Source organism: Nonomuraea sp. NPDC048882, from assembly GCF_040649755.1.
In the GTDB taxonomy this organism is placed as follows: domain Bacteria; phylum Actinomycetota; class Actinomycetes; order Streptosporangiales; family Streptosporangiaceae; genus Nonomuraea; species Nonomuraea maheshkhaliensis.
Window position 1 is genome coordinate 334,115 of the sequence record NZ_JBEZGB010000004.1, and the last position, 21,735, is coordinate 355,849.

The 21,735-nt window shown below is 70.8% G+C and carries 20 protein-coding genes; 9 read left to right on the forward strand and 11 right to left on the reverse strand.

The window, feature by feature from the left end:
- The first annotated feature begins 78 nt into the window (after nt 1-78).
- Nucleotides 79-729, forward strand: coding sequence for an HAD family hydrolase (locus tag AB0C27_RS15880; RefSeq protein WP_357843832.1), 651 nt, complete (start codon nt 79-81; stop codon nt 727-729).
- Here AB0C27_RS15880 and AB0C27_RS15885 read toward each other — a convergent pair.
- From AB0C27_RS15885 to AB0C27_RS15910, 6 genes are all read right to left on the reverse strand, one after another.
- On the reverse strand, nt 722-1,045 hold the full coding sequence (locus AB0C27_RS15885) for a DUF5709 domain-containing protein (RefSeq protein WP_357843835.1): 324 nt from the start codon (nt 1,043-1,045) through the stop codon (nt 722-724). The two genes, AB0C27_RS15880 and AB0C27_RS15885, sit on opposite strands and share 8 nt — an antisense overlap.
- Before the next feature lie 33 nt (nt 1,046-1,078).
- Nucleotides 1,079-1,612 carry a hemerythrin domain-containing protein gene (locus AB0C27_RS15890; protein WP_357843838.1) on the reverse strand — a complete coding sequence of 178 codons (534 nt, stop codon included), beginning with the start codon at nt 1,610-1,612 and terminating at the stop codon, nt 1,079-1,081.
- 23 nt (nt 1,613-1,635) lie between these two features.
- Nucleotides 1,636-3,177 (reverse strand): gamma-glutamyltransferase, encoded by a 1,542-nt coding sequence (locus tag AB0C27_RS15895; protein WP_357843841.1) that lies wholly within the window; start codon nt 3,175-3,177, stop codon nt 1,636-1,638.
- A gap of 130 nt (nt 3,178-3,307) precedes the next feature.
- Nucleotides 3,308-3,619: a MerR family transcriptional regulator gene (locus AB0C27_RS15900; protein WP_357843844.1), complete on the reverse strand. Its 312-nt coding sequence runs from the start codon at nt 3,617-3,619 to the stop codon at nt 3,308-3,310.
- A gap of 56 nt (nt 3,620-3,675) precedes the next feature.
- Nucleotides 3,676-4,107 carry an Hsp20/alpha crystallin family protein gene (locus AB0C27_RS15905; RefSeq protein WP_357843847.1) on the reverse strand — a complete coding sequence of 144 codons (432 nt, stop codon included), beginning with the start codon at nt 4,105-4,107 and terminating at the stop codon, nt 3,676-3,678.
- Nucleotides 4,108-4,222: 115 nt separating this feature from the next.
- A complete protein-coding gene (locus tag AB0C27_RS15910) occupies nt 4,223-5,956 on the reverse strand; it encodes an ABC transporter ATP-binding protein (RefSeq protein WP_357843850.1) in 1,734 nt (577 codons plus the stop codon).
- A gap of 84 nt (nt 5,957-6,040) precedes the next feature.
- Between AB0C27_RS15910 and AB0C27_RS15915 the strand changes: the two genes are divergently transcribed.
- Nucleotides 6,041-6,460, forward strand: a complete 420-nt coding sequence (locus AB0C27_RS15915) for a MarR family transcriptional regulator (protein WP_357843853.1) — start codon at nt 6,041-6,043, stop codon at nt 6,458-6,460.
- Between the two features lie 86 nt (nt 6,461-6,546).
- Here the strand turns inward: AB0C27_RS15915 and AB0C27_RS15920 are convergent, their stop codons facing one another.
- The gene (locus tag AB0C27_RS15920) at nt 6,547-7,707 is read right to left on the reverse strand and encodes a helix-turn-helix domain-containing protein (RefSeq protein WP_357843856.1); all 1,161 of its coding nucleotides are present in this window, start codon (nt 7,705-7,707) and stop codon (nt 6,547-6,549) included.
- Nucleotides 7,708-7,813: 106 nt separating this feature from the next.
- On the opposite strand from AB0C27_RS15920, the gene AB0C27_RS15925 reads away from it, so the two are divergent.
- Together AB0C27_RS15925 and AB0C27_RS15930 are read left to right on the forward strand one after the other, a co-directional pair.
- The gene (locus tag AB0C27_RS15925) at nt 7,814-9,925 is read left to right on the forward strand and encodes a M6 family metalloprotease domain-containing protein (RefSeq protein WP_357843859.1); all 2,112 of its coding nucleotides are present in this window, start codon (nt 7,814-7,816) and stop codon (nt 9,923-9,925) included.
- A 69-nt stretch (nt 9,926-9,994) separates the two neighbouring features.
- Nucleotides 9,995-12,535 carry a tetratricopeptide repeat protein gene (locus AB0C27_RS15930; protein ID WP_357843862.1) on the forward strand — a complete coding sequence of 847 codons (2,541 nt, stop codon included), beginning with the start codon at nt 9,995-9,997 and terminating at the stop codon, nt 12,533-12,535.
- An 11-nt stretch (nt 12,536-12,546) separates the two neighbouring features.
- Here the strand turns inward: AB0C27_RS15930 and AB0C27_RS15935 are convergent, their stop codons facing one another.
- The gene (locus tag AB0C27_RS15935; protein WP_357843865.1) at nt 12,547-13,419 is read right to left on the reverse strand and encodes a hypothetical protein; all 873 of its coding nucleotides are present in this window, start codon (nt 13,417-13,419) and stop codon (nt 12,547-12,549) included.
- 64 nt (nt 13,420-13,483) lie between these two features.
- On the opposite strand from AB0C27_RS15935, the gene AB0C27_RS15940 reads away from it, so the two are divergent.
- Entirely contained in the window at nt 13,484-14,275 is a 792-nt protein-coding gene (locus AB0C27_RS15940; protein WP_357843868.1) for a tyrosine-protein phosphatase, read from the forward strand.
- 73 nt (nt 14,276-14,348) lie between these two features.
- Here AB0C27_RS15940 and AB0C27_RS15945 read toward each other — a convergent pair whose 3' ends face one another.
- Complete coding sequence (locus AB0C27_RS15945; RefSeq protein ID WP_357843871.1) at nt 14,349-15,425, reverse strand: Gfo/Idh/MocA family oxidoreductase; 1,077 nt, start codon at nt 15,423-15,425, stop codon at nt 14,349-14,351.
- A 102-nt stretch (nt 15,426-15,527) separates the two neighbouring features.
- Entirely contained in the window at nt 15,528-16,427 is a 900-nt protein-coding gene (locus AB0C27_RS15950) for a PAC2 family protein (RefSeq protein WP_346113553.1), read from the reverse strand.
- A 95-nt stretch (nt 16,428-16,522) separates the two neighbouring features.
- Here AB0C27_RS15950 and AB0C27_RS15955 point away from each other — a divergent pair, with 95 nt between their 5' ends.
- Both AB0C27_RS15955 and AB0C27_RS15960 read left to right on the forward strand, forming a co-directional pair.
- Nucleotides 16,523-16,915 carry an ankyrin repeat domain-containing protein gene (locus AB0C27_RS15955; protein ID WP_357843874.1) on the forward strand — a complete coding sequence of 131 codons (393 nt, stop codon included), beginning with the start codon at nt 16,523-16,525 and terminating at the stop codon, nt 16,913-16,915.
- Between the two features lie 155 nt (nt 16,916-17,070).
- Entirely contained in the window at nt 17,071-17,991 is a 921-nt protein-coding gene (locus tag AB0C27_RS15960; RefSeq protein WP_346113551.1) for a hypothetical protein, read from the forward strand.
- Here AB0C27_RS15960 and AB0C27_RS15965 read toward each other — a convergent pair.
- Nucleotides 17,988-20,108: an AAA family ATPase gene (locus AB0C27_RS15965; protein ID WP_357843878.1), complete on the reverse strand. Its 2,121-nt coding sequence runs from the start codon at nt 20,106-20,108 to the stop codon at nt 17,988-17,990. The genes AB0C27_RS15960 and AB0C27_RS15965 overlap by 4 nt on opposite strands.
- A gap of 245 nt (nt 20,109-20,353) precedes the next feature.
- Here AB0C27_RS15965 and AB0C27_RS15970 point away from each other — a divergent pair, with 245 nt between their 5' ends.
- Both AB0C27_RS15970 and AB0C27_RS15975 read left to right on the forward strand, forming a co-directional pair.
- A complete protein-coding gene (locus AB0C27_RS15970) occupies nt 20,354-20,800 on the forward strand; it encodes a GNAT family N-acetyltransferase (RefSeq protein ID WP_357843881.1) in 447 nt (148 codons plus the stop codon).
- A gap of 124 nt (nt 20,801-20,924) precedes the next feature.
- The gene (locus AB0C27_RS15975; protein WP_357843883.1) at nt 20,925-21,731 is read left to right on the forward strand and encodes an MIP/aquaporin family protein; all 807 of its coding nucleotides are present in this window, start codon (nt 20,925-20,927) and stop codon (nt 21,729-21,731) included.
- The last annotated feature ends 4 nt before the right edge of the window (nt 21,732-21,735 follow it).

Consider the following 21,735-nt stretch of genomic DNA (forward strand, 5'->3'; position numbering starts at 1 on the left):
CATCGCGCTCCGACCACGTGAAATGATCCTGCTTGGAGGTAATGCCGGACTTGTCCGGTGAAGGAATCAGGGGGAGCGATGGTCAAGGCAGTGGTGTTCGACGTCGGCGAGACGTTGATCAGCGAGGGACGCATCTGGTCACGCTGGGCCGAGCGGCTCGGCGTCAGCCACTTCCTGCTGATGGGCGCGCTCGGCGGCATGGCCGCCCTCGACCGCCCGCACAGCGACGCCTTCCACCTCGTCCGCCCCGGCGTGGACCTCGTCGCCGAGGAGGCCGCCTGGGAGCGCGACGACCCCGACGGGCTGCGTAACCACTTCGACGCCGACGACCTCTATCCCGACGTGCGCGAGGCGCTGGCCGCCATCCGTGCGGCCGGATACCAGGTGATCATCGCCGGCAACCAGCCGCGCCGGGCCTTCGACGCGCTGGTGGCCATGGACCTGCCCGTCGACTCCGTGCACACCTCCGACGGATGGGGCGTGGCCAAGCCAGAGCCCGGCTTCTTCGCCAAGGTGGCGGCGGTGGCGGGGCGCGAGCCGGCCGAGATCCTCTACGTGGGCGACCGGCTCGACAACGACGTGCTCCCGGCCGCCGCGGCGGGCATGCGGACCGCGCTGCTGCGCCGCGGCCCCTGGGGATTCCTGCACGCCGAGCGCCCGCAGGCGCAGGCCGCCGACGTGATCGCCGATGACCTGCACGCGATCCTGCCCGCCTTGCGGCTCATGTGAGGGTTTCGTCGGGGTCGATGCGAATCGCGCGCTCCTCCGCCGACAGGTCGTCGGCGTCGCCGTTCACGTCCTCCCCGATCTCCTCGTCTTCCGTGTCCGGTTCGAGCCCCTCGTCCGGCTGGGTCAGCCGGTACTTGGGGCGAGGCGCGCGCAGCCTTTCCGGGGCCTCACGCCGCAGTCGTTCGTCGAGGGTGTCCCGGTGCTGGGGGTCGTCCTCGACGATCTCGTGGCGTCGGCCGAGATCGTCGGTCCATTCCGCGACCTCGATCTCCTGCTCGTCGCTCAATCCGTACCGGTCCGGAGGATGTTCGGTCATATGCGACCCCTACCCTGGGTACGGGCCGGAATCCTAGAACTTGTTCTCTCCCAGCGCCTCGGACAGCTCTTCCTTGTCCATCCGCGACCGGCCGGGGATGTCGGCCCGCCGCGCCTGCTCGTACAGCTCGGCCTTGGAGGGCTCGGCGGGGGAGCCGAGCGCGGCCAGTTCCTCGGCCCTGCGCTGCTCGAACGCGGTGCCCAGCCGCTCCAGCTCCGCCGCGTCGGCCGACTTCTTCAGCGAGGGCAGGAGCTTGGTCTCCTCCTCCTCGACGTGGTGGTTGATCGACTCGACGAGGTCGTCGAGCGCCTGGTCGAACTCCGCGGTGCCGGGCCGGGCCCGGACCAGGGAGTCGAGCAGGATCTCGGCCTCCTTGTGCTCCTCGACGCTGTGATGGGCGTCGATGCCCGGATAGACCCGGTCCTCCTCGGCGCGCGCGTGCGCGATCAGGAGGGCGCGCAGCTCGGCGACCAAGGCGTGCCGGTCGCCCTCCTTCTTCTTCAGCCGGTCGAACAGGCCTTCCACGACCCTGTGGTCCTGCGTGATGAGAGTGATGACGTCAGCCATGGGGTCGCTCGCTACCCCGGCGTTCATCGTCCAATCGCGGAACCGACGAGCGAACGGGGATCGGCGGCCCCGGCCAGCATGCCGTCCGGGCGCACGTCGATCACGTGGGCGTGGCCGAACGAGCTCCCGTACGGCAGCGCCGCCACCCGGTGCCCGAGCGCCCCGAGGCCGTCGGCCCAGCTCCCGCCCTCCTCCAGGTCGAGCACGGCGTCGTCGGGCGCCTCCCAGGTGTCGAACCCGGTGCCGCCGGTGCCGAGCCGCCAGCGCGGGGCGGCCAGGGCCGGGCCAGGCTGCTCGCCGTGCCGCAGCAGGCGGGTGATGACCTGCAGCAGGATCTGCGGCTGGGCGTCGCCGCCCATCGTGCCGGCGACCGCCCTGAGCGTGCCGTCGCGGCGGGTGATCAGCGCGGGGGTGAGCGTGTGGGGCGGGCGCCGGCCCGGCCCGTACTCGGCGGGATGGCCGGGCTTGAGGGAGAAACCGATGCCGCGGTTGTGGAGATTGATCCCGGTACGGGGCTCGAACACCATGCTGCCGAACCCGGACGCGTTCGACTGGATCAGGGACACGCCCATGCCGTCACCGTCGACCGCGCACAGGTAGGTCGTGTCGCCCTGCTCGGCGGGAGCGCGCAGCCGCAGCCGGGAACGGGGGTCGATGAGCGCCCGCCGCCGCGCGATCTCGTCGCGGTCGAGCAGGTCCTTGGCGCCCTCGTGCAGCAGGTCGAGCCGGTCGTGGCCGGCCACCCTCGCGGCCTCGGCCAGCAGATGGGCCCAGGCGGGATGGTGCGGGAAATCGGGCAGGTCGAGGCCGTCGGCGATGGCCAGCGACATCAGCAGCAGGTAGCCCTGGGAGTTGGGCGGCATCGACCAGACGTCGTGACCGTACGCGCGCGTCTTCAGCGGCTCGACCCAGTCGGCGCCCGGCGCGGCCAGGTCGGCCTCGGAGTATTCGCCCGCGCCCAGGTCGATCAGGCCCTGCCCGAACTCGCCCAGGTAGAAGCCGTCACGGCCGCGCTCGGCCACCGCCCGCAGCGCGCGGGCCACACCGGGCCTGGTCAGGCGGTCGCCCGCGGCGCGTACAGCGGCGAAGTCGGAGCCGCCCGGCCGCCTGGCCGCGTTGAGCGCGCCCGCCACCATCAGCGGCGAGGCGGGGAAGCCGCTCTCCGCCAGCCGGATCGCCGGGGCGAGCAGGTCGGCCATGGGCAGGCGGGCGTGCCGCTGGTGCAGCGCGGCCCAGCCGTCCACGCAGCCGGGCACCGGGACCGATCTGACGTCGTGCAGATGAGGCATGCGCCGGTGGCCCTCGGCGCGCAGGCGGACGGGATCGGCGCCCGACCCCGCACGGCCCGAGGCGTTGAGCGCGCTCACCCCGCCGTCGTGGACGAGGGCGAACAGGTCGCCGCCCAGGCCGCACATGTGGGGGGCGACGACGGTGAGGACGGCGTTCGCCGCGATGGCCGCGTCCGCGGCCGACCCTCCGCGCTCCAGCATCGACAGCCCGGCCGCCGAGGCCAGGTGGTCGACGCTGCACACCATGCCGGAGGGCGCGTATCTGGTGTTGTGCACGCTCAGAAGCGTACGCGCCTGAACGCCCGTCCCCGGACGCCCGCGTCTGCCGCCCGCACCTCTATGAGGGAGTACGGCCCGAATCGGTCCGCGAACGCGCCTGAGCCCGCGCATCGGCGCGGGCTCAGGGTCACTCCTGCTCGCCCAGCCTGGCGAGGGCCTCGTCGAGCCGGCGGCGCAGCGAGGCCACCTCCCGCTCCAGCTCCAGGATGCGGCGGATGGCGATGAGCGTCATCCCCTCCTCGGCCATCCGGGAGACGTGCTGCACGATGACGATGTCGCGGCGCGAGTAACGCCGCTGCCCGCCGCTCGACCGGCTCGGCCTGATGACGTCGTGCTGGTCGAGCCGTCGCAGGAAGGCGTGCTGGACCTGCAGCATCTCCGCCACCTGCCCGAGGGAGTAGAGGGGGGCGTGCTCGTTGTCGATGGGCAGGTCGGGCATGTCGTGCTCTCCTCATGGCGAGGGGGCGGGCCGTCGCCCGCCCCCGTGGCCGTATCTCAGGCCTTGATGGCCTTGGTCTCCCCGCGCTGGATCTCGACCTTGCGCGGCTTGGCCCGCTCAAGGACGGGGATGCGGACGGTGAGCACGCCGTTGGCGTAACCCGCGTCGACGTTGTCGCTGTCGAGGTGCTCGGACAGGTAGACGCGACGGGTGAAGGAGCCCATCGTGCGCTCGCGGACGAACGGCCGCTCCTCGTCGGTGATCTCCTCCTCGCGCCGGGCGCTGACGGTGAGGACGCCGCGGTCGATGGTGACCTCGATGGAGTCGGGGTCGATGCCGGGGAGGTCGAAGCGCAGCAGCACGTCGTCGTCGCGCCGGAGCGCGTCCATCGGCATCAGGGCGGACCCGTTGCCGAACGTCGGACGGATCAGCCGGTCGAACTGCCGCTCGAACTCCTGGAAGAAGGGATCGATCGAGGTCAGCAGCATTTTTTCACCCTCCTTGTTCTCTACTCTGGTGGAGGTAACCTCCAACTTCAGTTACAGGTTACCTCCGTCTAGGAACGCTGGCAAGTTCTCTGTGGAGGAGGAAGGGCACGGAGGATCAGACGAGTTCGAGCGGCTGGTCGCGGCTCACCAGCGCCGCGTAGTGACCGCCGCGGGCCATCAGTTCGGCGTGGGTGCCGCGTTCGACGATCCGCCCGTGATCGAGCACCACGATCTGGTCCGCGTCGCGGACGGTGGACAGGCGATGGGCGATCGTGATCGTCGTACGCCCCCTGGCCAGCGCGTCGAGCGCCTCCTGCACGGCCTTCTCCGTCTGCGTGTCCAGGGCGCTGGTCGCCTCGTCGAGGATCAGCACCGGCGGGTCGCGCAGCAGCGTGCGGGCGATGGCCAGGCGCTGCTTCTCGCCCCCGGAGAAGCGGTAGCCGCGCTCGCCCACCACGGTGTCGTAGCCGTCGGGCAGGGCGGCGATGTGGTCGTGGATGCGCGCGGCCCGCGCCGCCGCCACCAGTTCCTCGTCCGTGGCGGAGGGCCGGGCGAAACGCAGGTTGTCGGCGATCGAGGCGTGGAAGAGGTACGTCTCCTGCGAGACCACCCCGACGGCGTCGCTCAGCGTGTCGAAGGTCAGCTCCCGCACGTCCACCCCGTCGATCGTGACCCGCCCGCCGGTGGCGTCGTACAGCCGGGGCGGCAGGTAGCTCAGCGTGGTCTTGCCCGAGCCGGTCTCGCCCACGACGGCCAGGCTGGAGCCCGCGGGAACGGTGAGGTCGACGCCGGTGAGCGTGGGGGCGTCGCCGTAGGAGAAGTCGACCTTCTCGAACCGGACCTCGCCGCGTACGGAGGTCAGCTCGCGCGTGCCGGGACGGATGTCCACCGGCAGGTCGAGATACTCGAAGATCCGCCCGAACAGCGCCAAAGACGTCTGCACCTCGACCCCGAGCCGCAGCAGCGAGACCATCGGCCGGAACAGCCCGGCCTGCAACGTCGTGAACGCCACCAGCGTGCCGACGGAGATGGCGCCCGTGTGGCCGACGGCCCAGTAGATCATCGCCGGCATCGCGGCCATGACGAGCTGGATCGACGACTGGCGCCACCGCCCGGCCATGCTGGTGCGCACCCCCAGCTCGGCCAGCTCGTCGGAGGCGCGGCCGAAGCGCTCGGTCAGCTCGGCGGAGCGGCCCATCGTCCGGCCCAGCAGGATCCCGCTGATCGACAGCGACTCCTGCACCATGGAGGCGATGCCGGCCAGCTTGCGCTGCCGCTCGGCGGTGATGCGCTTGCGCTCGGAGCCGACCTTGCGGCTGATCCACACGAACACCGGCAGCAGCGCGAGCGAGACCACCGTCAGCCGCCAGTCGAGCGCGACCATGGCCACGATCGTGGCGATCACGGTGGTGAGGTTGGAGACGATGGAGGCGGCCGTGGAGGTGACGACCGCCTGCATGCCGCCGATGTCGTTGGCGATGCGCGACTGCACCTCGCCGGTCCGCGTCCTGGTGAAGAAGGCCAGCGACATGCGCTGCAGGTGGCCGTAGACGGCGATGCGCAGGTCGTGCATGACCCGCTGGCCGACGGTGGTGGAGACGAGGGTCTGCAGCGTGTCGAACACGGTCGTGACGACGGCCACGAGGATCATGCCGAGGGCCAGCAGCGTGAGCAGGCCGGCGTCCCTGGCCGGGATGGCCACGTCCAGCACCTCGCGCAGCAGGAACGGCGAGGCCAGCGACACCAGCGAGGACAGGACGATGAGCGCGCCCACGACGGCCAGCCGGCCGCGGTAGGCGCCGAAGAGTTTGATGATGCGCCCCAGCGGCGCGCGTGGTTCCTCCTCCAAGTGGAGCCCCCTGTCTCATGTGGACTTCCTGATGTGGACTCAAACAGAGGTTAACTCATATTTGTTCCGGCTAAACTTACCTCCATGGTAGAGAAGGAGCTCTCGGAGCTCTTGTTCCTGGCCGGCAGGCGACTGCGTCACGGCTACGCCCGCCGGCTGGAGCCGCTCGGGCTCAATCCCGGTCAGGCGCGGGCGCTGCGGGTCATCGCCGAGGCCGAGCGGCCGCCGCGCATGGTCTGGCTGGCCGACCGGCTGCGCATCGTGCCGCGCTCGCTGACGCCGGTCGTGGACGCGCTGGAGGAGGCGGGGCTGGTGCGCAGGGAGGTCGATCCGGCCAACCGCCGCTCGACCCTCGTCGTGATCACCGCCGAGGGCCGGGCCATGGCCGACAAGGCCCGCGAGGCGCGCAGGGAGGCGGGGCAGGAGCTGTTCGCGGTGCTGTCGGAGGAGCAGCGCGAGCAGCTCGCCGAGTTACTGGCGCTGGTGGAGAGCCAGTTCGGCTGACCGTCCTGAGAGCCGGTTCGGCTGGTCGCTTGGCGAGCCGGTTCGGCCGATCGCCGTAAGCGGGTGCGGAGCCCGGTGCCAGGCGATCAGGACGACGCGGCGGGGGAGTCCCTGGGGGAGTAGCGCCCGGACAGCCGGGCGAGCTTGAGGCTGAGATGCAGAGCCAGCCGCTCCCCGCCGTCCTTCAGGTCCGTACGCGCCAGCTCCTCCACCCGCTGCAGCCGGTAGTACAGCGACGTACGGTGCAGCCGCAGCGCCCGCGAGGTGGCCACGGCGCTGCCCGCCAGGTCCAGATACGTCTCCAGCGTCTCCAGCAGCGTCAGGTGCTGGGCGTCCCCGAGCAGCCCTTCCAGCCCCGGATGCAGCTCCTGGTCGGGTAACTGGGTGAGCATGCGGTAGACGCCCAGCCGGGCCCACTCGGCCGTCCGCCCCAGCCCCGGCACCCGCGCGGTCACCTCGGCGGCGTGCAGGGCCTCCCGGTACGACTCCGCCGCCCGCGCCAGCGTGTCCCTGGGCCGCCCGACCCCGACCACCACCGGCACCGGCATGGCCGCGTGCAGCTCGTCACCGGGGACCGGCGGCCCCGCCGTGAGCAGCACCGCGTGGTCGTAGCGCACCAGGTGCAGCGGATGATGCCCGCCCAGCCGCCGCCGCAGCGCCAGCAGCCCCCGTTCCAGCGCCAGCCTGAGCGCGTCGTCGGGCGCGGCCGCGACCGGCCTGGCCACCTGCACCGTCACCGGCCGCGCCTGCGGGAACGCGCCCGCCTCGATGAGCTGCCTGGCGGCGTCCGGCTCGCCGAGCAGCAGCCCCGTGACGGCCTCCAGCTCCCGGTGCGTGGCCAGGCCGCTGGCCAGGCTTTCGTGGAACAGGGCCAGCGCCAGGGCGGGGGCGGCCGCCTCGGCCTCGGCGACGCGGGCCTTCTGCATGGGCGGCTGGGCGTCGATGAACCACAGGAAGCCGAGCAGGCTGTCGCCGTGCCTGACCGGGACGCAGACGCGCGGCAGCAGCCCCAGGTGCGGCGCCCCGGGGATGCGCAGGGGCCGGACGGCCTCGTGGATGCCCGCGTCGCGCAGCCATCCGCGTACCTCGGACGTGGTGCGGCGGCGCAGGATCGAGTCGCGGCGTACGTCGTCCATGGCGCCGCTCTGCTCGCTGTAGACCACGACCTTCTGGACGCGGTCCTCAAGGAGCAGGGGGCGGTCGAGACGGGCGGCGAGCTCGTCCACGACCCGCTGGAGATCCGCCACAGCGCCACCTTTACGTGGATATTTCGACAATTGACGGAAACGGGACTACAGGTCTTCCCTACAACTGCTCGGTGATCTCCGTCAACAACGTCTATACCGTCAATCCGTGAACGCCCCGAAGAAGCTGCTGAAGGGTCTGCTGGCGGCCATCGTGCTGATCCCGGTGAGCCTGATCGCGACCCCCGCTTCCGCAGCACCCCCCACAGAACCCGAGCACCCGTGGCGGCAGAACCACTGGCCGCAGACGCAGCCCTGGCAACTGGACGCACCCGCCGGCTCCCCGGCCGGTGAGCAGGCCCTGCGCACCCGCCCCCCTGGGGGCATCAAGCCCATCGACCCGCAGAACTGGGAGAACCCCGACCACATGACGTGGGCGGACTACAAGAAGCCGCCCGGCACCAAGTGGAACGACCCCGCCGTGAAGGGCTCGCAGCGCACCTTCAAGGGCGCGCTGGTGCTGCTCGACTATCCCAACCAGCCGTTCGTGGCGACCCAGCCGCAGGGCTCGACGATCTTCGCCAACCCGAGCGCCGAGGCCCACGACGTGCCGCGCGACCAGGTCGCCCGGTTCTACCAGGACTTCCTCAACACCCCGAACGCCCTCAACAAGGGGCACACCATCCACGAGTACTGGATGGAGGACTCCGGCGGCCGGCTGGGCGTGGAGCTGACCGGGTTCGGGCCGTACCAGATGACCGGCAAGGACCACGAGTACGCCATGGAGTTCCAGGCGGGCAACGGCTGCCCGGCCGGCGACACGTGCACGAAGAACCTGCGCACCGAGGGCAACGCCGCCTGGCTCGCCGACGTCGGCCAGGAGACGGCCGCGCAGTTCGACTTCGTCTTCTACCTGAGCGCCGGCCAGGACGAGTCGTCCACCTGGCAGGAGTTCGGGATGATGAAGTTCCCGACGAAGGAGGACGTGCCCGACGAGTGGGGCCCGCCCGACCCCGCGCTGCCCAACTGGGTCGACACCCGCTACGTCGAGTGGACGTCCTGGCAGGCCGGCTCCACCTTCTGGCCCAACGCCCGCTTCGGCGTCGACTCCGTGCAGGCCGAGAGCTCCGGCATGGCGGTCTACGCCCACGAGCTGAGCCACATCATGGGCATCGCCGACAACTACAACAACCCGTACTCAGAACCGCCGCGCAGGGCGTACACGGGCATCTGGGAGATGCTCAGCCGCGGCAGCTTCAACGGGCCGGGCGGCCCGCACTCGCGCTGGCTGATCCCGCCCACCGGCGGCGCGTCCATGGGCGCCCAGCACATGCTGCGCAACAAGATCAAGCTCAACATGGTGGACGAGCAGAACGTCCTGCGGCTCTCCCGCGAGGCGCTCGACGAGTCCGGCCTGGTCACGGCTACGGTCCTGGCCCGCGTGGCGCAGCCGGGCGAGAACGAGCTGTCGGGCGTCAACATCTCCTTCGACACCGGTGACAAGAGCTCCTGCCAGGCCTCCGACCCGCTCTGCGACCGAGGCGGCTACGAGAACTACACGATCGAGGTCGTGGACCGCATGGGCAGCGACTCCTTCACCCCCGACTCCGGCGTGCTGCTGGCCAAGACCAAGAACGAGGACAGGGCCCCGTTCGAATGGGTGATCGACGCCAACCCGGCCGACATCGGCATGACCGACTACGTCCTGCCCGACGGGACCCAGGTGCCGATCACGATCGGCGACTATCGCCAGCTCTCCGACGCCCTCTTCCACGCCGGCACCGACTCCGGCAGCGAGTACGAGTACGTCGACGAGTCCAACCGCCTGCACTTCTACGTCACCGACCTCAAGCGTGACCGGGCCGGCGAGCTGTCCTACACCGTCGCCGTCCGCTCGCTCGACGGCTCGGGCCCGCAGCGCCGCGGGCTCAAGCTGCTGCCCGCCGCCGGCATCCCCACCGGCAAGAACCTGTCCACCTGTAAGTTCCCGCTGTTCAACACCGGCAAGGCCGCTCCCGCGCAGGGACAGCACCCGGAGAACGTCAGCGCCTACCTCAACCACGACCTCTACCGGCTCAAGGCCGAGGTGCAGGGCAAGGGCTGGACCGCCCAGGTGCCCAACGCCCTGGCCTCCGTCGCGTTCGGCAAGCAGGCGCTCGTGAGCGTCAACGCCGTCCGTGGCTCCGGCGGCGACCGGCTGGCCAGGGTCAAGCTCACCGCCACCTCGGAGAGCGACCCGTCCAAGACGATGACGGCCACCTGTCACGTGATCGGTATTTGAGTGAACGATGGGGTACGCCTGGCGCGAGGCGTACCCCATCGGTTTGAATCACCCCCAAGGGGGTGTTCGTTGACCGGGGACTTATTGCCGGACAAGCCTCGCCGGCGGAGAAAGCCGTGGGTCGCGCCCGTCTCCGCGGGACTGGCCGCCGCGGCCGCGAGCGTGCTCGCCGCGTCCGTGGAGTGGGAGATCCCGCCCGCCGCCAAGATCGGTGTGACGCTCGGGGCGGCCGTGCTCGTCGGCCTGACCACCTGGGCCACCACCGAGGCCCGCGACACCAGGCGCCGGGCGCCGCTGGAGCCGGGAGTGTTCGCGCCCGAGCAGTGGCCGCCCGTGCCCGAGCACTTCACCGGCCGCGCCGAGGCGCTGGCCGAGCTGCGCGAGGTGTTCGCCGCCCGCAGGCGCTCGTCCGACCTCGCCCCGCCGCTGGTCGTCTCCGTGTACGGCCGCGGCGGCGTCGGCAAGTCGGCGCTCATGGCCAGGTTCGGGCAGGAGGTCGCCGACCGCTACCCCGACGGCCGCCTCTACGCCGACCTGCGCGGCGGCGTGGACGCCCCCGTGCGGCCCGAGGAGGTGCTGATCGGGTTCCTGCGCGCGCTGGACGTCCGGCTGACCACCGACCCTGGCGGGCTGGAGGAACTGCGCAGGCTCTGGCTGACCTGGACCAGGGGCCGCAGGATCCTCATCGGGCTGGACAACGCCCACGACGCCGCCCAGGTCGAACCGCTGATCCCGGCCGAGCCCGGCTGCGCGGTGCTGGTCACCTCCCGCGCGCCGCTGTTCCTGAACGGCACGTACGACACCCGGCTCGGTGAGTTCAGCGAGCCGCAGGGCGTGGAGCTGCTGGCCAGGCTGGCGGGCGGCGCCAGGATCGTGGACGACCTGGAGGCGGCCAAGGAGGTCGTGCGGCTCTGCGACTACCTGCCGCTGGCGATCAACATCTGCGGCGGCCGGCTGGCCACGCGCGAGCAGTGGACCATGCGTGAGATGGCCAACCGGCTGGCCGACCGCCGCCGCCGGCTCGACCAGCTCGAAGTGGCGCCCACGGTGGACAAGAGCGTGCGCGCCTCCGTACAGCTCAGCTACGACGACTGCACCGGCGTGCAGCGCCGGCTGCTGCGCCTGCTCAGCGCGCTGCACTCGCCCGACGTGCCGGGCTGGGTGGCCGGCGAGCTGCTCGACGTCTCAGGGCTGGACGGCGCCGACCAGCTGGAGGCGCTGATGGACGCGCAGCTCGCCGAGTGCTCGGGCACCGACCAGACCGGCTCGATGCGTTACCGGCTGCACGACCTGGTCCGGGTCTTCGCCGCCGAGCTCGCGGGAGAGGACGAGGAGGACCGCGTCACCGCGGCGATCGAGCGTGTCCTGCACGCCTACCGCCGCCGCGCCGAGGAGGCCGCGCAGAACCGCTGGCCGCAGGACTGGAGCAGGGGCGGCAGGCAGTCGAGCGCGGGCGGTCAGGGCCGGGCCGGCGACTGGCTCAACGCCGAGCGGCTCTCGCTCATCGCCATGATCCAGCAGGCCCATCAGCTCCGGCTCTGGGAGCTGACCTGGGGACTGGCCAGGGCGTTCTGCTCGTTGTGCCACTCGCTGCGTGCGTACTGGGCCGACTGGGCGGTCGTCGCGGAGCTGGGCACGCGGGCGGCGGCCGCGACCGGAGACCGGCGCTCGCTGGCCATCGCGCTGCTGGACGCCGCCTCCGTGCACGGCGGCATGGGGCTGCGTGACCGGGGGCTGGAGGAGGCCGAGGGGGCTCTGGCGATCTTCACCGACCTGGGCGAGTCCTGGTGGGCGGCCAGGGCCATGCGCACGATCGGCATGACGCTGTTCAGCGACGGCCATCTCGACCGGGCCCAGGACTTCCTCATCGAGGCCATCACCGCGTTCAAGGGCGAGGAGGACCTGTGGTGGATGGCCCGCACCCAGCGCAACCTGGCCGAGATGCGGATGGCAGAGCGGCGGCCGGAGGAGGCCAGGGAGCTGCTCGAAGACGCTCTGGAGATCTTCAAGCGGGACGGCAACCGCTACTCCGAGGCCCAGACCCTGCGCGTCTACGGCGAGGTGCTGGCGGCGCAGGCGCGCGGCGAGCTCCGGGCCGGCGACCACCGGCGCGCGGCCGAGCTGTTCACCAGGGCCGGATACAGCCTCGACCGGGCTTCGGAGATGTTCAGGCAGCGCGGGGAGCTGTGGGAGGAGGCCCGCTGCCTGCGTGCGGCCGGCGAGGTCGGCGACCCCGACAACGGGCTGCGCGAGCTGGACTACGTCCGCCGGGCCGATGACATCCTGGCCGCGCTCGGCGACTCGTGGGGGGTGGCCCGCAACGCCGTGTCGGCCGGGCGGGCGCTGGCCAGGCTGGGCCGCCTGGAGGAGTCGGAGCGGGAGCTGCGGCGGGCGGTGCGGGAGTTCGAAGAGCTGGAGGACCGGTGGTGGATGGCCGAGAGCCTGCGCTACCTCGGCGAGGCGCACCTGAACGGGGGCGGCCACGGGGCAGCGGTGGAGCCGCTGGCGCAGGCCAGGGACATCTACCGCAGCCTCGGGAACGAGGCCGGCATGCGCAGGACCCTGGAACTGCTCCGCCGCGCCGCCCCCTCGGACGAACGGGAACCCTGACAGGACCGCTTTCACGTCAGCGGGGACCGCAGCAGCTCACCCGCCGCCTGCCTTGCTTGAAGGATGCTCTCCTCGAACAGCTTGCGCACGTGGGCCGCCTGGTCGGACAGCTCCCTGATCCGCTCATGCGCCATCTCGTCGCGCACGGTCTCGGCGAGCAGCTGCTGGTACTCGGGCGTCTTGGCGGCCAGCCGCTCCAGCCGCTGGTGCGCGTGGTAGACCTTGTCGGCCTTGAGCACCTGCTTGGCGTACTTCTCCAGGTGCCGTACCCGCTGGGACAGCGACGTCCAGGCGGCGTCGAGCGCGCTCGTGTACGGCTTGAAGGCGTCCTCCATCCCCGGCGGCAGCTCGCGCGGGATGAGCTTGCCGTGCTCGGCGTGCATGGACGACAGCCGCCGCAGCCGCTCGCCGATCTGCCAGACCTCCTCGGGCAGCGACACCCGGTTCTCGATGGTGTCGATCAGCCCGGCCTTGTGCACGTTGGAGTTCATGATCGCCTCGACGGCGTTCTGCGCCCGGCGCAACAACATCTGACAGGGATAGTCGAGATCCTCCGGCAGGATGTACCGCTCGGCGTGCGCCTGCGCGAGACGGAGTCTTCGCCGGGTGGACCGATAGGTGCTGTCCATCGCCATCCACCTGATCAGTACGATCATGCCGACTCCCAGGCCCGCGACGAACAGGCCCTCGCTGCCGGTCACCATGAAGATGAGGAGCAGGAAGGCGGGCAGGACGAAGAGCATGGCGGGGTTGTGCGTGGTGTCCATTCGCGCGCCCGACCGAGCCATGCGGAGAAGGTGGGGACTCGAGCGCAGCTCGACCGAGATCTCCGGGTGCAGCGATGGATCGATCACCAGCCGTGGAGGCAGAGCTCGTGGATCCATACGTTCATGCTGCGTTATGAACCTCGAATCCGCTCATATTTGGCGGACATATAGGGTCGCAATAATGAGCGAGATGACGAGGTGGATCGACCTGGAAGGCGCGGTCAACGCGCGTGACCTGGGCGGATTGCCCACTCGTGACGGTGGCCGCACCCGTCACGGGCGGATCTTCCGCTCCGACAATCTGCAAGGGCTCACCCCGGGAGACGTGTCCCTGCTGGTGGGCGAGCTGAACCTGCGGCACGTGGTGGACCTCCGCTCGACCCCCGAGGTACGCCTGGAGGGGCCGGGACCGCTGACCCGGGTGCCCGAGGTCAGCCACCACCACCTGACGCTGTTCGCCGAGGGCGGGCGGCACACCGACGTGGACGCCGACGTCATCGACGCCGACCGGGTGCTGCCCTGGGCCGAGCGGGTGCTGGACGAGGAGCTGCGCGTCACCGGCTTCTACTACGGCTACCTGCGCGACCGGCCCGACGCCGTGGTGGCGGCGCTGCGGGCGATGGCGCTGAACGACGGGGCCTCCGTGGTGCACTGCGCGGCCGGCAAGGACCGTACGGGCGTGCTGTCGGCGATGGCGCTGGAGATCGCCGGGGCGACCAGGGCGGCGATCGTCGAGGACTACCTGGTCACGGGGGAGCGGCTGGAACGGGTGCTCAAGCGGCTGCGTGGCAGCGCGACGTACCGGGACGACCTGGACGCCAGGCCCGCCGACTACCATCTGCCCAAGGCCGGCAACATCGAGCAGTTCTTCGGCGTGCTCGACGACCGGTTCGGCGGGGTGCTGGGGTGGCTGAGCCGGCACGGCTGGACGGACGCCGACACGGAGACCATGCGCGCCCGCCTGCGCGACTGACAGCGGCCGGTCCAGGTGGACACCGGTGCCCGTGACGGTGCCGGCCGTCACGACGGGTCCCGTGACGCTGAGGTCACTCCAGGTGGACGACGGTCCTTCGCGTGGCCGACAGGCGGGCCGCCTCGATGACGGTCAGCACCTCGACCGCCTCGCGCGGATCCACCGGCGGCGCCGCGCCCTCCCGCAGCGCCGCCGCCACGCCCCGGTAGAAGTCCAGGTACGCCCCCGCCTCGGTGCGCACGACCTGCTGCGCCTCCTCCTGGGCCTCCTCTGGGGCCTCCTCTGGGGCCTCCTCGGTGCCGAGCACGCCCCAGCGCTCCTCCTCGTCGTCCCCGAAGCCGGGCGAACCGGGCGAGATCCCGGCCCGCAGCCGTTCCTCCTGCACGTCCATCCCGTACTTCACGAAACCGGCCCGCGACCCGAGCACCCGGAACCTCGGCCCGAGCCGCGCCGCCACCGAGCTGGCCCACAGGTGCGAGCGGGCCCCGCCGGCGTGGGTCAGCGCGATGAACGTGTCGTCGTCGAAGGTGACCCCCTCCCGCCTGACGTCGCTCTCGCAGTAGACCTCGCGCACCGGCCCGAGCAGCTGTACGGCCTGGTCGACGAGGTGGCTGCCGAGGTCGTAGAGCAGGCCGCCGATCTCCTCGGGCGCGCCGGTCTCGCGCCAGCCGCCCTTGGGCGCCGGGCGCCAGCGCTCGAACCTCGACTCGAACCGGCGCACCTCGCCCAGCCGGCCCTCGCCGGCCAGGCGCAGCACGGTGCGGAAGTCGCCGTCCCAGCGCCGGTTGTGGAACACGGTCAGCATGAGCCCGCGCCCCTCGGCCAGCCGCACCAGGTCACGGCCCTCCTCGGCGGTACCGGCCAGCGGCTTGTCCACGACGACGGGCAGGCCGTGGCCGAGCGCCGCGGCGGCCGTGCTCACGTGGGTCCTGTTGGGCGAGGCGACCACGACGAGGTCGCACCGCTCCCACAGGTCCCGTACGTCGGCGACGGCGGTCGCGCCGTAGCGGCCGGTCACCTCGGCCTGGCGATCGGGTTTTCCGGTCACCACGGCCGCCAGGGACAGGCCGGGGGTGGCGTGGATGAGAGGGGCGTGGAAGTACGCCCCGGCGGTGCCGTAGCCGACCAGCCCGACGCGGATCTCGCTCATCGAGCCAGGCTATCCCGGCCCGAGCGGAGGGGTTTCTGGCCACTCGGTCGAGGGGCCTCCGGCGACTCGGCCGAAGGGCTCGGCCGAGGGGAGGCCCTCCGGTCACTCGTCGTCGCGCTCGGCCAGGAAACGTTCGAACTGGGCGGCCAGTTCGTCGCCCGTGGGCATGGGCGTCGTCTCGGCCATCAGGTTCTCGCGTTCCGCCCCGCCGGCGAACGCGTCGTACTGCTGCTCCAGCCCCGAGATGGCGGTGGACAGCTCGGCCGAGGCGCGGATCTGCTCCTCGATCTCCGTCGTGGTGCGCCGGGCGGCGTCACGCAGGGCGTCCATCGGGAAGACCAGCCCCGTGCCCCGCGTCACGGCCTCCAGGGCCGTCACGGCGGCGGTCGGGTATTCGGCCTGCGACAGGTAGTGCGGCACGTGCACCGCGTAGCCCACCGCGTCGTGGCCCTGCGCGCCGAGGCGCAGCTCCAGCAGCGCGGCGACGCTGCCGGGCACCTGCACCCGGCCGAACGCGCTGGTCTGCGCGTTGATCAGCTCGGGCCGGCTGGCGTGCATGGTGAGGCCGAGCGGCCGGGTGTGCGGGACCGCCATCGGGATGCCGTGCAAGGTCACCATCTTGCTCACCTTGAGCTGCTGGACCAGCGCCCGCACGGCCTTGGTGAACAGTTCCCACTCCCGGTCGGGCTCGGGCCCGCTCATCACCAGGAACGGGGTCCCCGTCGAGTCCTCGGCCACATGGACGGCCAATTCGGGGTTCTCACACTCCACCCACCGGTCGGTGTCGAACGTCATGATGGGCCGCCGCGACCGGTAGTCGAGCAGCCGGTCCACGTCGAACGTCGCCACGACCCGGTGCTCCAGCTCGGCCAGCAGGTGGCCGAGCGCGAGGCGTCCGGCACCGCCCGCGTCGACGAAGCCGTCGAAGTGGTACAGCAACACCGGATCGGTCAGCTCGGGCGCATCGTCTGCGAGCTTGTAGAGATCCTTCGGGTCGAACACGGTTGGACAGCCTTTCCCTAGGTACTCTTCACCAGAACCTACGGCGCGCCGGAACGATTCCGTGCACGGCACCCTATCGAGGGAAAAAGGGATGCATGGACGAGGACCCGGAGCTGGTGGAGTTCGCCACCAGGATGTTCGGCCTGGCCAGGGCGGGCGACACCGAGGCGCTGCGCGCGTATGTGGCGGCCGGGCTGCCGGTCAACCTGGCCAACGACAAAGGTGACACTTTGCTGATGCTGGCGGCTTATTACGGTCACGCCGAGACCGTACGCATGCTTGTCACAAGCGGCGCCGACGTGGACCGGGTCAACGACCGTGGGCAGACGCCGCTCGCCGGTGCCGTGTTCAAGAAGGAATCGGCTGTGGTCAGGGCGTTGCTGGACGGGGGAGCCGATCCCGACGCCGGGCGGCCGTCCGCGCGAGAGACGGCACTAATGTTCGCGAATGCCCAGTTTATCCAATGGTTCTCGCAAAGCGATTCATAGTATGAAATAAGCACTAAAGGGCCCGAAGTTGCTGAGTGTGGCCTTTCGAACACTCCCTAGTCATGCTGGGAGACGTGGCTACTTCTGCGCACTCCTTCAGTAGGCGACCGCTCCACATCCCTCCGCTGCCATGTCCGTTCCCGAACGAGATCAACGTGCATGCCTCGGAGGTCGACGCGGAGAGCCACGCATGGCTGGCCGCCTCACGAATGCTGAACGGCGCCGACACCATCGATCACTTCAGGCGCTCACAGATCGGTCTGCTCGCGGCACGTACCAACCCCACCGTGCCGCGCGAAAGCCTCAGGCTGATCAACGACTGGTACAACTGGCTCTTCGCCTTCGACGACGCCTTCTGCGAAGGCGAGTTGATGGGGCACCGCGCCTCCGCGCTGGCGCGGGCCCTTCCGCCGCTGCTCGAAATCCTCGACCGGCGGCGCGAGCCGGACGCCGGCGACCCCTTCGGCCTCGCACTCAACGAGCTCCTCCGCCGCATCACCGAAGCCGCCACCCCCGCACAGGTGGACCGGTGGCGGATCACAGTGAAGGAGTATCTGTTCGCCCAGATCTGGGAGGCGGCCAACCGCGAGGTCGACCTCATCCCCACCCCCGAGGACTACGTCCTGATGCGCCGCATCACGGGGGCCACCTACACCTGCTTCGCCCTCATCGACGCCGGTGGCGGTTACCGGCTGGAAGCCGAGGAATGGCACCACCCCGACGTGCGCACGCTCTCCGACCTGGCGTGCGACCTCATCGGCTGGGACAACGACCTCCTGTCGTACGCCAAGGAACGCGGCAACGACAAGGCCAGGCACAACCTCGTGACCGTGCTGGCCACGCACAAGTCCCTCACCTTGCAGGACGCGCTGCGCGAGGTCGCGCAGATGCACAACGACGCCATCGCGGCGTTCGTCCACCGGCGCGCCGCGCTGGAGCAGTGGGCTCCGCTGCCGGTCCGCAAGTACGTCCGCGGCCTCGAACACTGGGTGCGCGGCCACATCGAGTTCTCGCTCGGCAGTGCCCGATACGTGCACGCCTGGCCTGACGGCACCCGCTGGCCGCAGGCCGTCTAGGTCCCGTCAGAGTTCTCTTCGGGGGCGTCCGGATCCTCCAGCGCGAGCCCGGACGCCTCATCGAGATCGAGCCTGGCGCCCTCCTCGAACGCGTTCTTGTAGGCCAGCTCGCCCATGGCCTGCTTGCACTCGCGTACGCACCGGTCGTGGTCGTCGGTCATCCACGGCGCGCCGAGCTGCGGCAGACCGGCCGTCCGCCAGTTTTGCTGCAGCGCCCCGAGCAGCTTGGCGGCCACCGGCGGCTGCGCGGCCGCGGCGAAGATGCGCGCCGCCGTCTCCAGGGCCATCAGGGTGCCGAGCGTGTCGTGGAAGTGGCGCTTGATCCGCAGCGCCTCCCTGACGTTCTGCAGCGCCTCGCCGGTGCGGCCGGTGGCGAGCCTGGTGCTGGCCAGCGCCCACTGCGCGTGGGAGCTGACCCACAGCTCGCCGCGCTCCTTGCACACCTGAAGGCAGTCCTGCAGCAGCGACTCGGCCTCATAGAGCTCGCCCTGCGTGGTCAGCACGATCGACAGCTCGACGATCGCGGGCAGCAGGCCCGGGTTGAGCTCCTTGTTGTCGGTGTTGAACTCGATCGCCACGCCCAGCAGCGCGCTGGCCTTCTGCAGGTCGCCCTGCAGCAGCGCCGCCGTGCCCTGCATCTTGGAGGCCAGGATCACCGCGCGGGAGTCGCCCACGCGCACGGCCTCGGTGCTGCACTTCTCGGCCGCCTGCAGCGCTCCCGCGCTGTCGCCCTGGGCGCTCTTGACGTAGGACAGGACCCAGAGGGCCTTGCACCGTTCCTTGCTCACGGTGGGGTTGGCCTCCAGGGCCCGCTCCAGGTAGAGACGGCCCTCGCGGGCGAACCCGCAGCACACCCACATGAACCACAGCGACGACAGCAGCGTCAGCGCGAGCTGGGACTTGCCCGACGAGCGCAGCGCGTGTTCGAGCGCGATGCGGACGTTGTCGTGCTCCTGGCGCATGCGGACGAACCAGTAGATCTGACGCGGCCCCGACCAGGCGTCCTCGCTGCGCTGGGCCAGGCTCAGGTAGTACTCCAGATGCCGCTGGCGCATCCGCTCCTTCTGGCCCAGCTTCTCCAGCCACTCCTCGCCGTATTCGGCCAGGGTGTCGATCAGCTTGTAGCGCACGCCCGCGTGGTTGCTCCTGATCAGCAGGATCGACTTCTCCACCAGCCCGGTCACCAGGTCGGTGATGTCTTCGGACGGCAGCCGCCCGTCGGAGCAGACGAAGCGGGCAGCGTCGAGCTCGAAGTCGCCGGCGAACACCGACAGCCGCGCCCACAGCAGCCGTTCGGCCGGCTCGCACAACTCGTGGCTCCAGCCGATGGCCGCGCGCAGCGTCTGGTGCCGGGGCAGCGCCGTCCGGCTGGCGCCGGCCAGCAGGCTGAACCGGTCGGCCAGCAGCCCGAGGATCTGCTCGACCGACAGCGCCCGCAGCCGCACCGCGGCCAGCTCGATCGCCAGCGGGATGCCGTCGAGGCGGCGGCAGAGCTCGGCCACCGGGGCGATGTTGTCCTCGTCGAGCACGAAGTCGGGCACGCTCGCCCCGGCCCTGGCCGCGAAGAGCTGCACGGACTCGTTGGTGAACAGGCTCTCGGCCGGATCGTCGCCGGGCACCTGCAGCGGCGGCACCGGGACGACGTGCTCGTAGGGCAGGTGCAGCGACTGGCGGCTGGTGGCCAGCACCTTCAGGTTGGGCGCGGCCTCCAGCAGCTCGTGGATCAGCTCGGCGCAGCCCTGCACCAGGTGCTCGCAGGTGTCGATGATGAGCAGCATGTCGCGCTCGCCCACCCACTCCGACAGCGACTCCGACGCCTCACGCGAGGACTGGTCGGCGATGCCGAGGGCGGAGGCGATGGTGTGCCTGACCATGCCCGCGTCCTGCAGCCGGGCCAGGTCGGCGAACCAGACGCCGTCGGGGTAATGAGGGCGCACCTGATGGGCCAGCCGCAGCACCGTCCGGGACTTGCCCACACCACCGATGCCGGTGACGGTCACCAGGCGGGATTCGCCGAGGTGCCGTTTGAGGTTGGTGAGGAGGCGGGTCCGGCCCACGAAGCTGGTCAGCTCCGCCGGCAGATTGCCTTCTCGCCGCCAGCCTGTCGGGGTGGCCATGCGCAGCCTCACGGGGGGATCGGCGACACCTGCACTGGCATCGTACCGCCGCGATCGCCGCATGTCCTTGGACCTGCGGACACGCTCGGTATGGGTTTGTACACCCGAGTAGTATGTTCGGCGTGGAAGATTTCCTACCTGAGCAGACGGCCGACGACACCGACCTCGCGTGGGGCGACTGGCGCGAGCCCGACTCCGACGCCTTCTACCTGGACAACCGGCCGCCCCACTGGGGCTGACCCGGCATGATCCCCGCGCTGCGGCCGGCCGTGCCCGGCGACTACGACGCTATCGCCGCCGTGGTCGACGGCTGGTGGGGCCGGCCGATCCTGCCATCCCTGCCCAGGGTGTTCCTCGATCACTTCCACCGCACCTCCCTGATCGCCGAGGAGGCCGGCGCGCTTGCGGGCTTCCTCGTCGGCTTCCCGTCCCCGTCCCTGCCCGACGAGGCCTACATCCACTTCGTCGGCGTCGCGCCGGGCGCGCGCAAGAGCGGGCTGGCCCGCGTCATGTACGAACACTTCTTCGGCCTGGCCCGCGAGCACGGCCGCCACGTGGTCAAGGCGATCACCTCGCCGGTCAACACGGCCTCGATCGCCTTCCACCGCCGCATGGGCTTCGACGTCGCCGGCCCGGTGCCCGGCTACAACGGGCCCGACAAGGACGCGATCACCTTCTCCCGCACGATCTGAGGCGGCTCACGCCGAGGCGGCTCGCCGGGACGCTTGGTCGTTACTTTCCGCAACGCGTTACGTACTTTCCGTATGCATCCGCTGAAATCGGGAATGGCACACAGCGGTGCGAGGGAGGTGACCGGTGGCCGGACGGCTCATCCGGATGGGGCACAGGGGCGAGCTCATCGCGGAGTTCGCGGGGACCGCGGTGCTCATCCTGTTCGGCGCGGGCGTGGTCGCGCAGGTGGTCGCGGGCGGGCTCGGCGACCACGACAGCATCGCGTGGGCCTGGGGCATCGGTGTCATGCTGGGCGTCTACGTGGCCGGACGCACGACGGGCGCGCACCTCAACCCCGCCGTGACGCTCGGGTTCGCGCTGTTCCGCGGCTTCCCGTGGCCCAAGGTGCTCCCGTACGTGGTCGCGCAGACGGCGGGGGCCTTCCTCGCCGCCCTCATCGTGCGCTGGAACTACACCGAAATACTGACCATGTTCGACCCCGGGCACACGATCAAGACCCAGATCGTCTTCTCCACCCTGCCCGGCAACGGCACCCTGCCCGTCGGCCTGTGGGGCGGGCTGCGCGACCAGATCATCGGCACCGCGATCCTGCTCTTCGTCATCTTCGCCCTGTCCGACACGGCCAACATGGCGCCGAGCGCGAACATGGGGCCGTTCGTGATCGGGCTGCTCATCGTCGGGATCGGCATGTCCTTCGGCGCCGACGCCGGCTACGCCATCAACCCGGCCCGCGACTTCGGGCCGCGCCTGGCCAGTTTCCTCACCGGATACGGCGGCGCGTGGCGCGACCAGTACGGCGACCTCTACTTCTGGGTCCCGATCGTCGGCCCGCTGATCGGCGGCGTCATCGGGGCCGGCCTGTATCAGGCGTGCATCGCCCGCTTTCTCCCCCAGGGCGAGGACCGCGACACCGTGAAGCCGTCCGACTGAGGAC

Bases quoted from the DNA above. Each gene is read 5' to 3' on its own strand.
- AB0C27_RS15880 (WP_357843832.1), top strand. From the start codon at position 79: ATGGTCAAGGCAGTGGTGTTCGACGTCGGCGAGACGTTGATCAGCGAG.
- AB0C27_RS15885 (WP_357843835.1), bottom strand. From the start codon at position 1,045: ATGACCGAACATCCTCCGGACCGGTACGGATTGAGCGACGAGCAGGAG.
- AB0C27_RS15890 (WP_357843838.1), bottom strand. From the start codon at position 1,612: ATGGCTGACGTCATCACTCTCATCACGCAGGACCACAGGGTCGTGGAA.
- AB0C27_RS15900 (WP_357843844.1), bottom strand. From the start codon at position 3,619: ATGCCCGACCTGCCCATCGACAACGAGCACGCCCCCCTCTACTCCCTC.
- AB0C27_RS15905 (WP_357843847.1), bottom strand. From the start codon at position 4,107: ATGCTGCTGACCTCGATCGATCCCTTCTTCCAGGAGTTCGAGCGGCAG.
- AB0C27_RS15915 (WP_357843853.1), top strand. From the start codon at position 6,041: ATGGTAGAGAAGGAGCTCTCGGAGCTCTTGTTCCTGGCCGGCAGGCGA.
- AB0C27_RS15935 (WP_357843865.1), bottom strand. From the start codon at position 13,419: ATGGATCCACGAGCTCTGCCTCCACGGCTGGTGATCGATCCATCGCTG.
- AB0C27_RS15940 (WP_357843868.1), top strand. From the start codon at position 13,484: ATGAGCGAGATGACGAGGTGGATCGACCTGGAAGGCGCGGTCAACGCG.
- AB0C27_RS15945 (WP_357843871.1), bottom strand. From the start codon at position 15,425: ATGAGCGAGATCCGCGTCGGGCTGGTCGGCTACGGCACCGCCGGGGCG.
- AB0C27_RS15955 (WP_357843874.1), top strand. From the start codon at position 16,523: ATGGACGAGGACCCGGAGCTGGTGGAGTTCGCCACCAGGATGTTCGGC.
- AB0C27_RS15965 (WP_357843878.1), bottom strand. From the start codon at position 20,108: ATGGCCACCCCGACAGGCTGGCGGCGAGAAGGCAATCTGCCGGCGGAG.
- AB0C27_RS15970 (WP_357843881.1), top strand. From the start codon at position 20,354: ATGATCCCCGCGCTGCGGCCGGCCGTGCCCGGCGACTACGACGCTATC.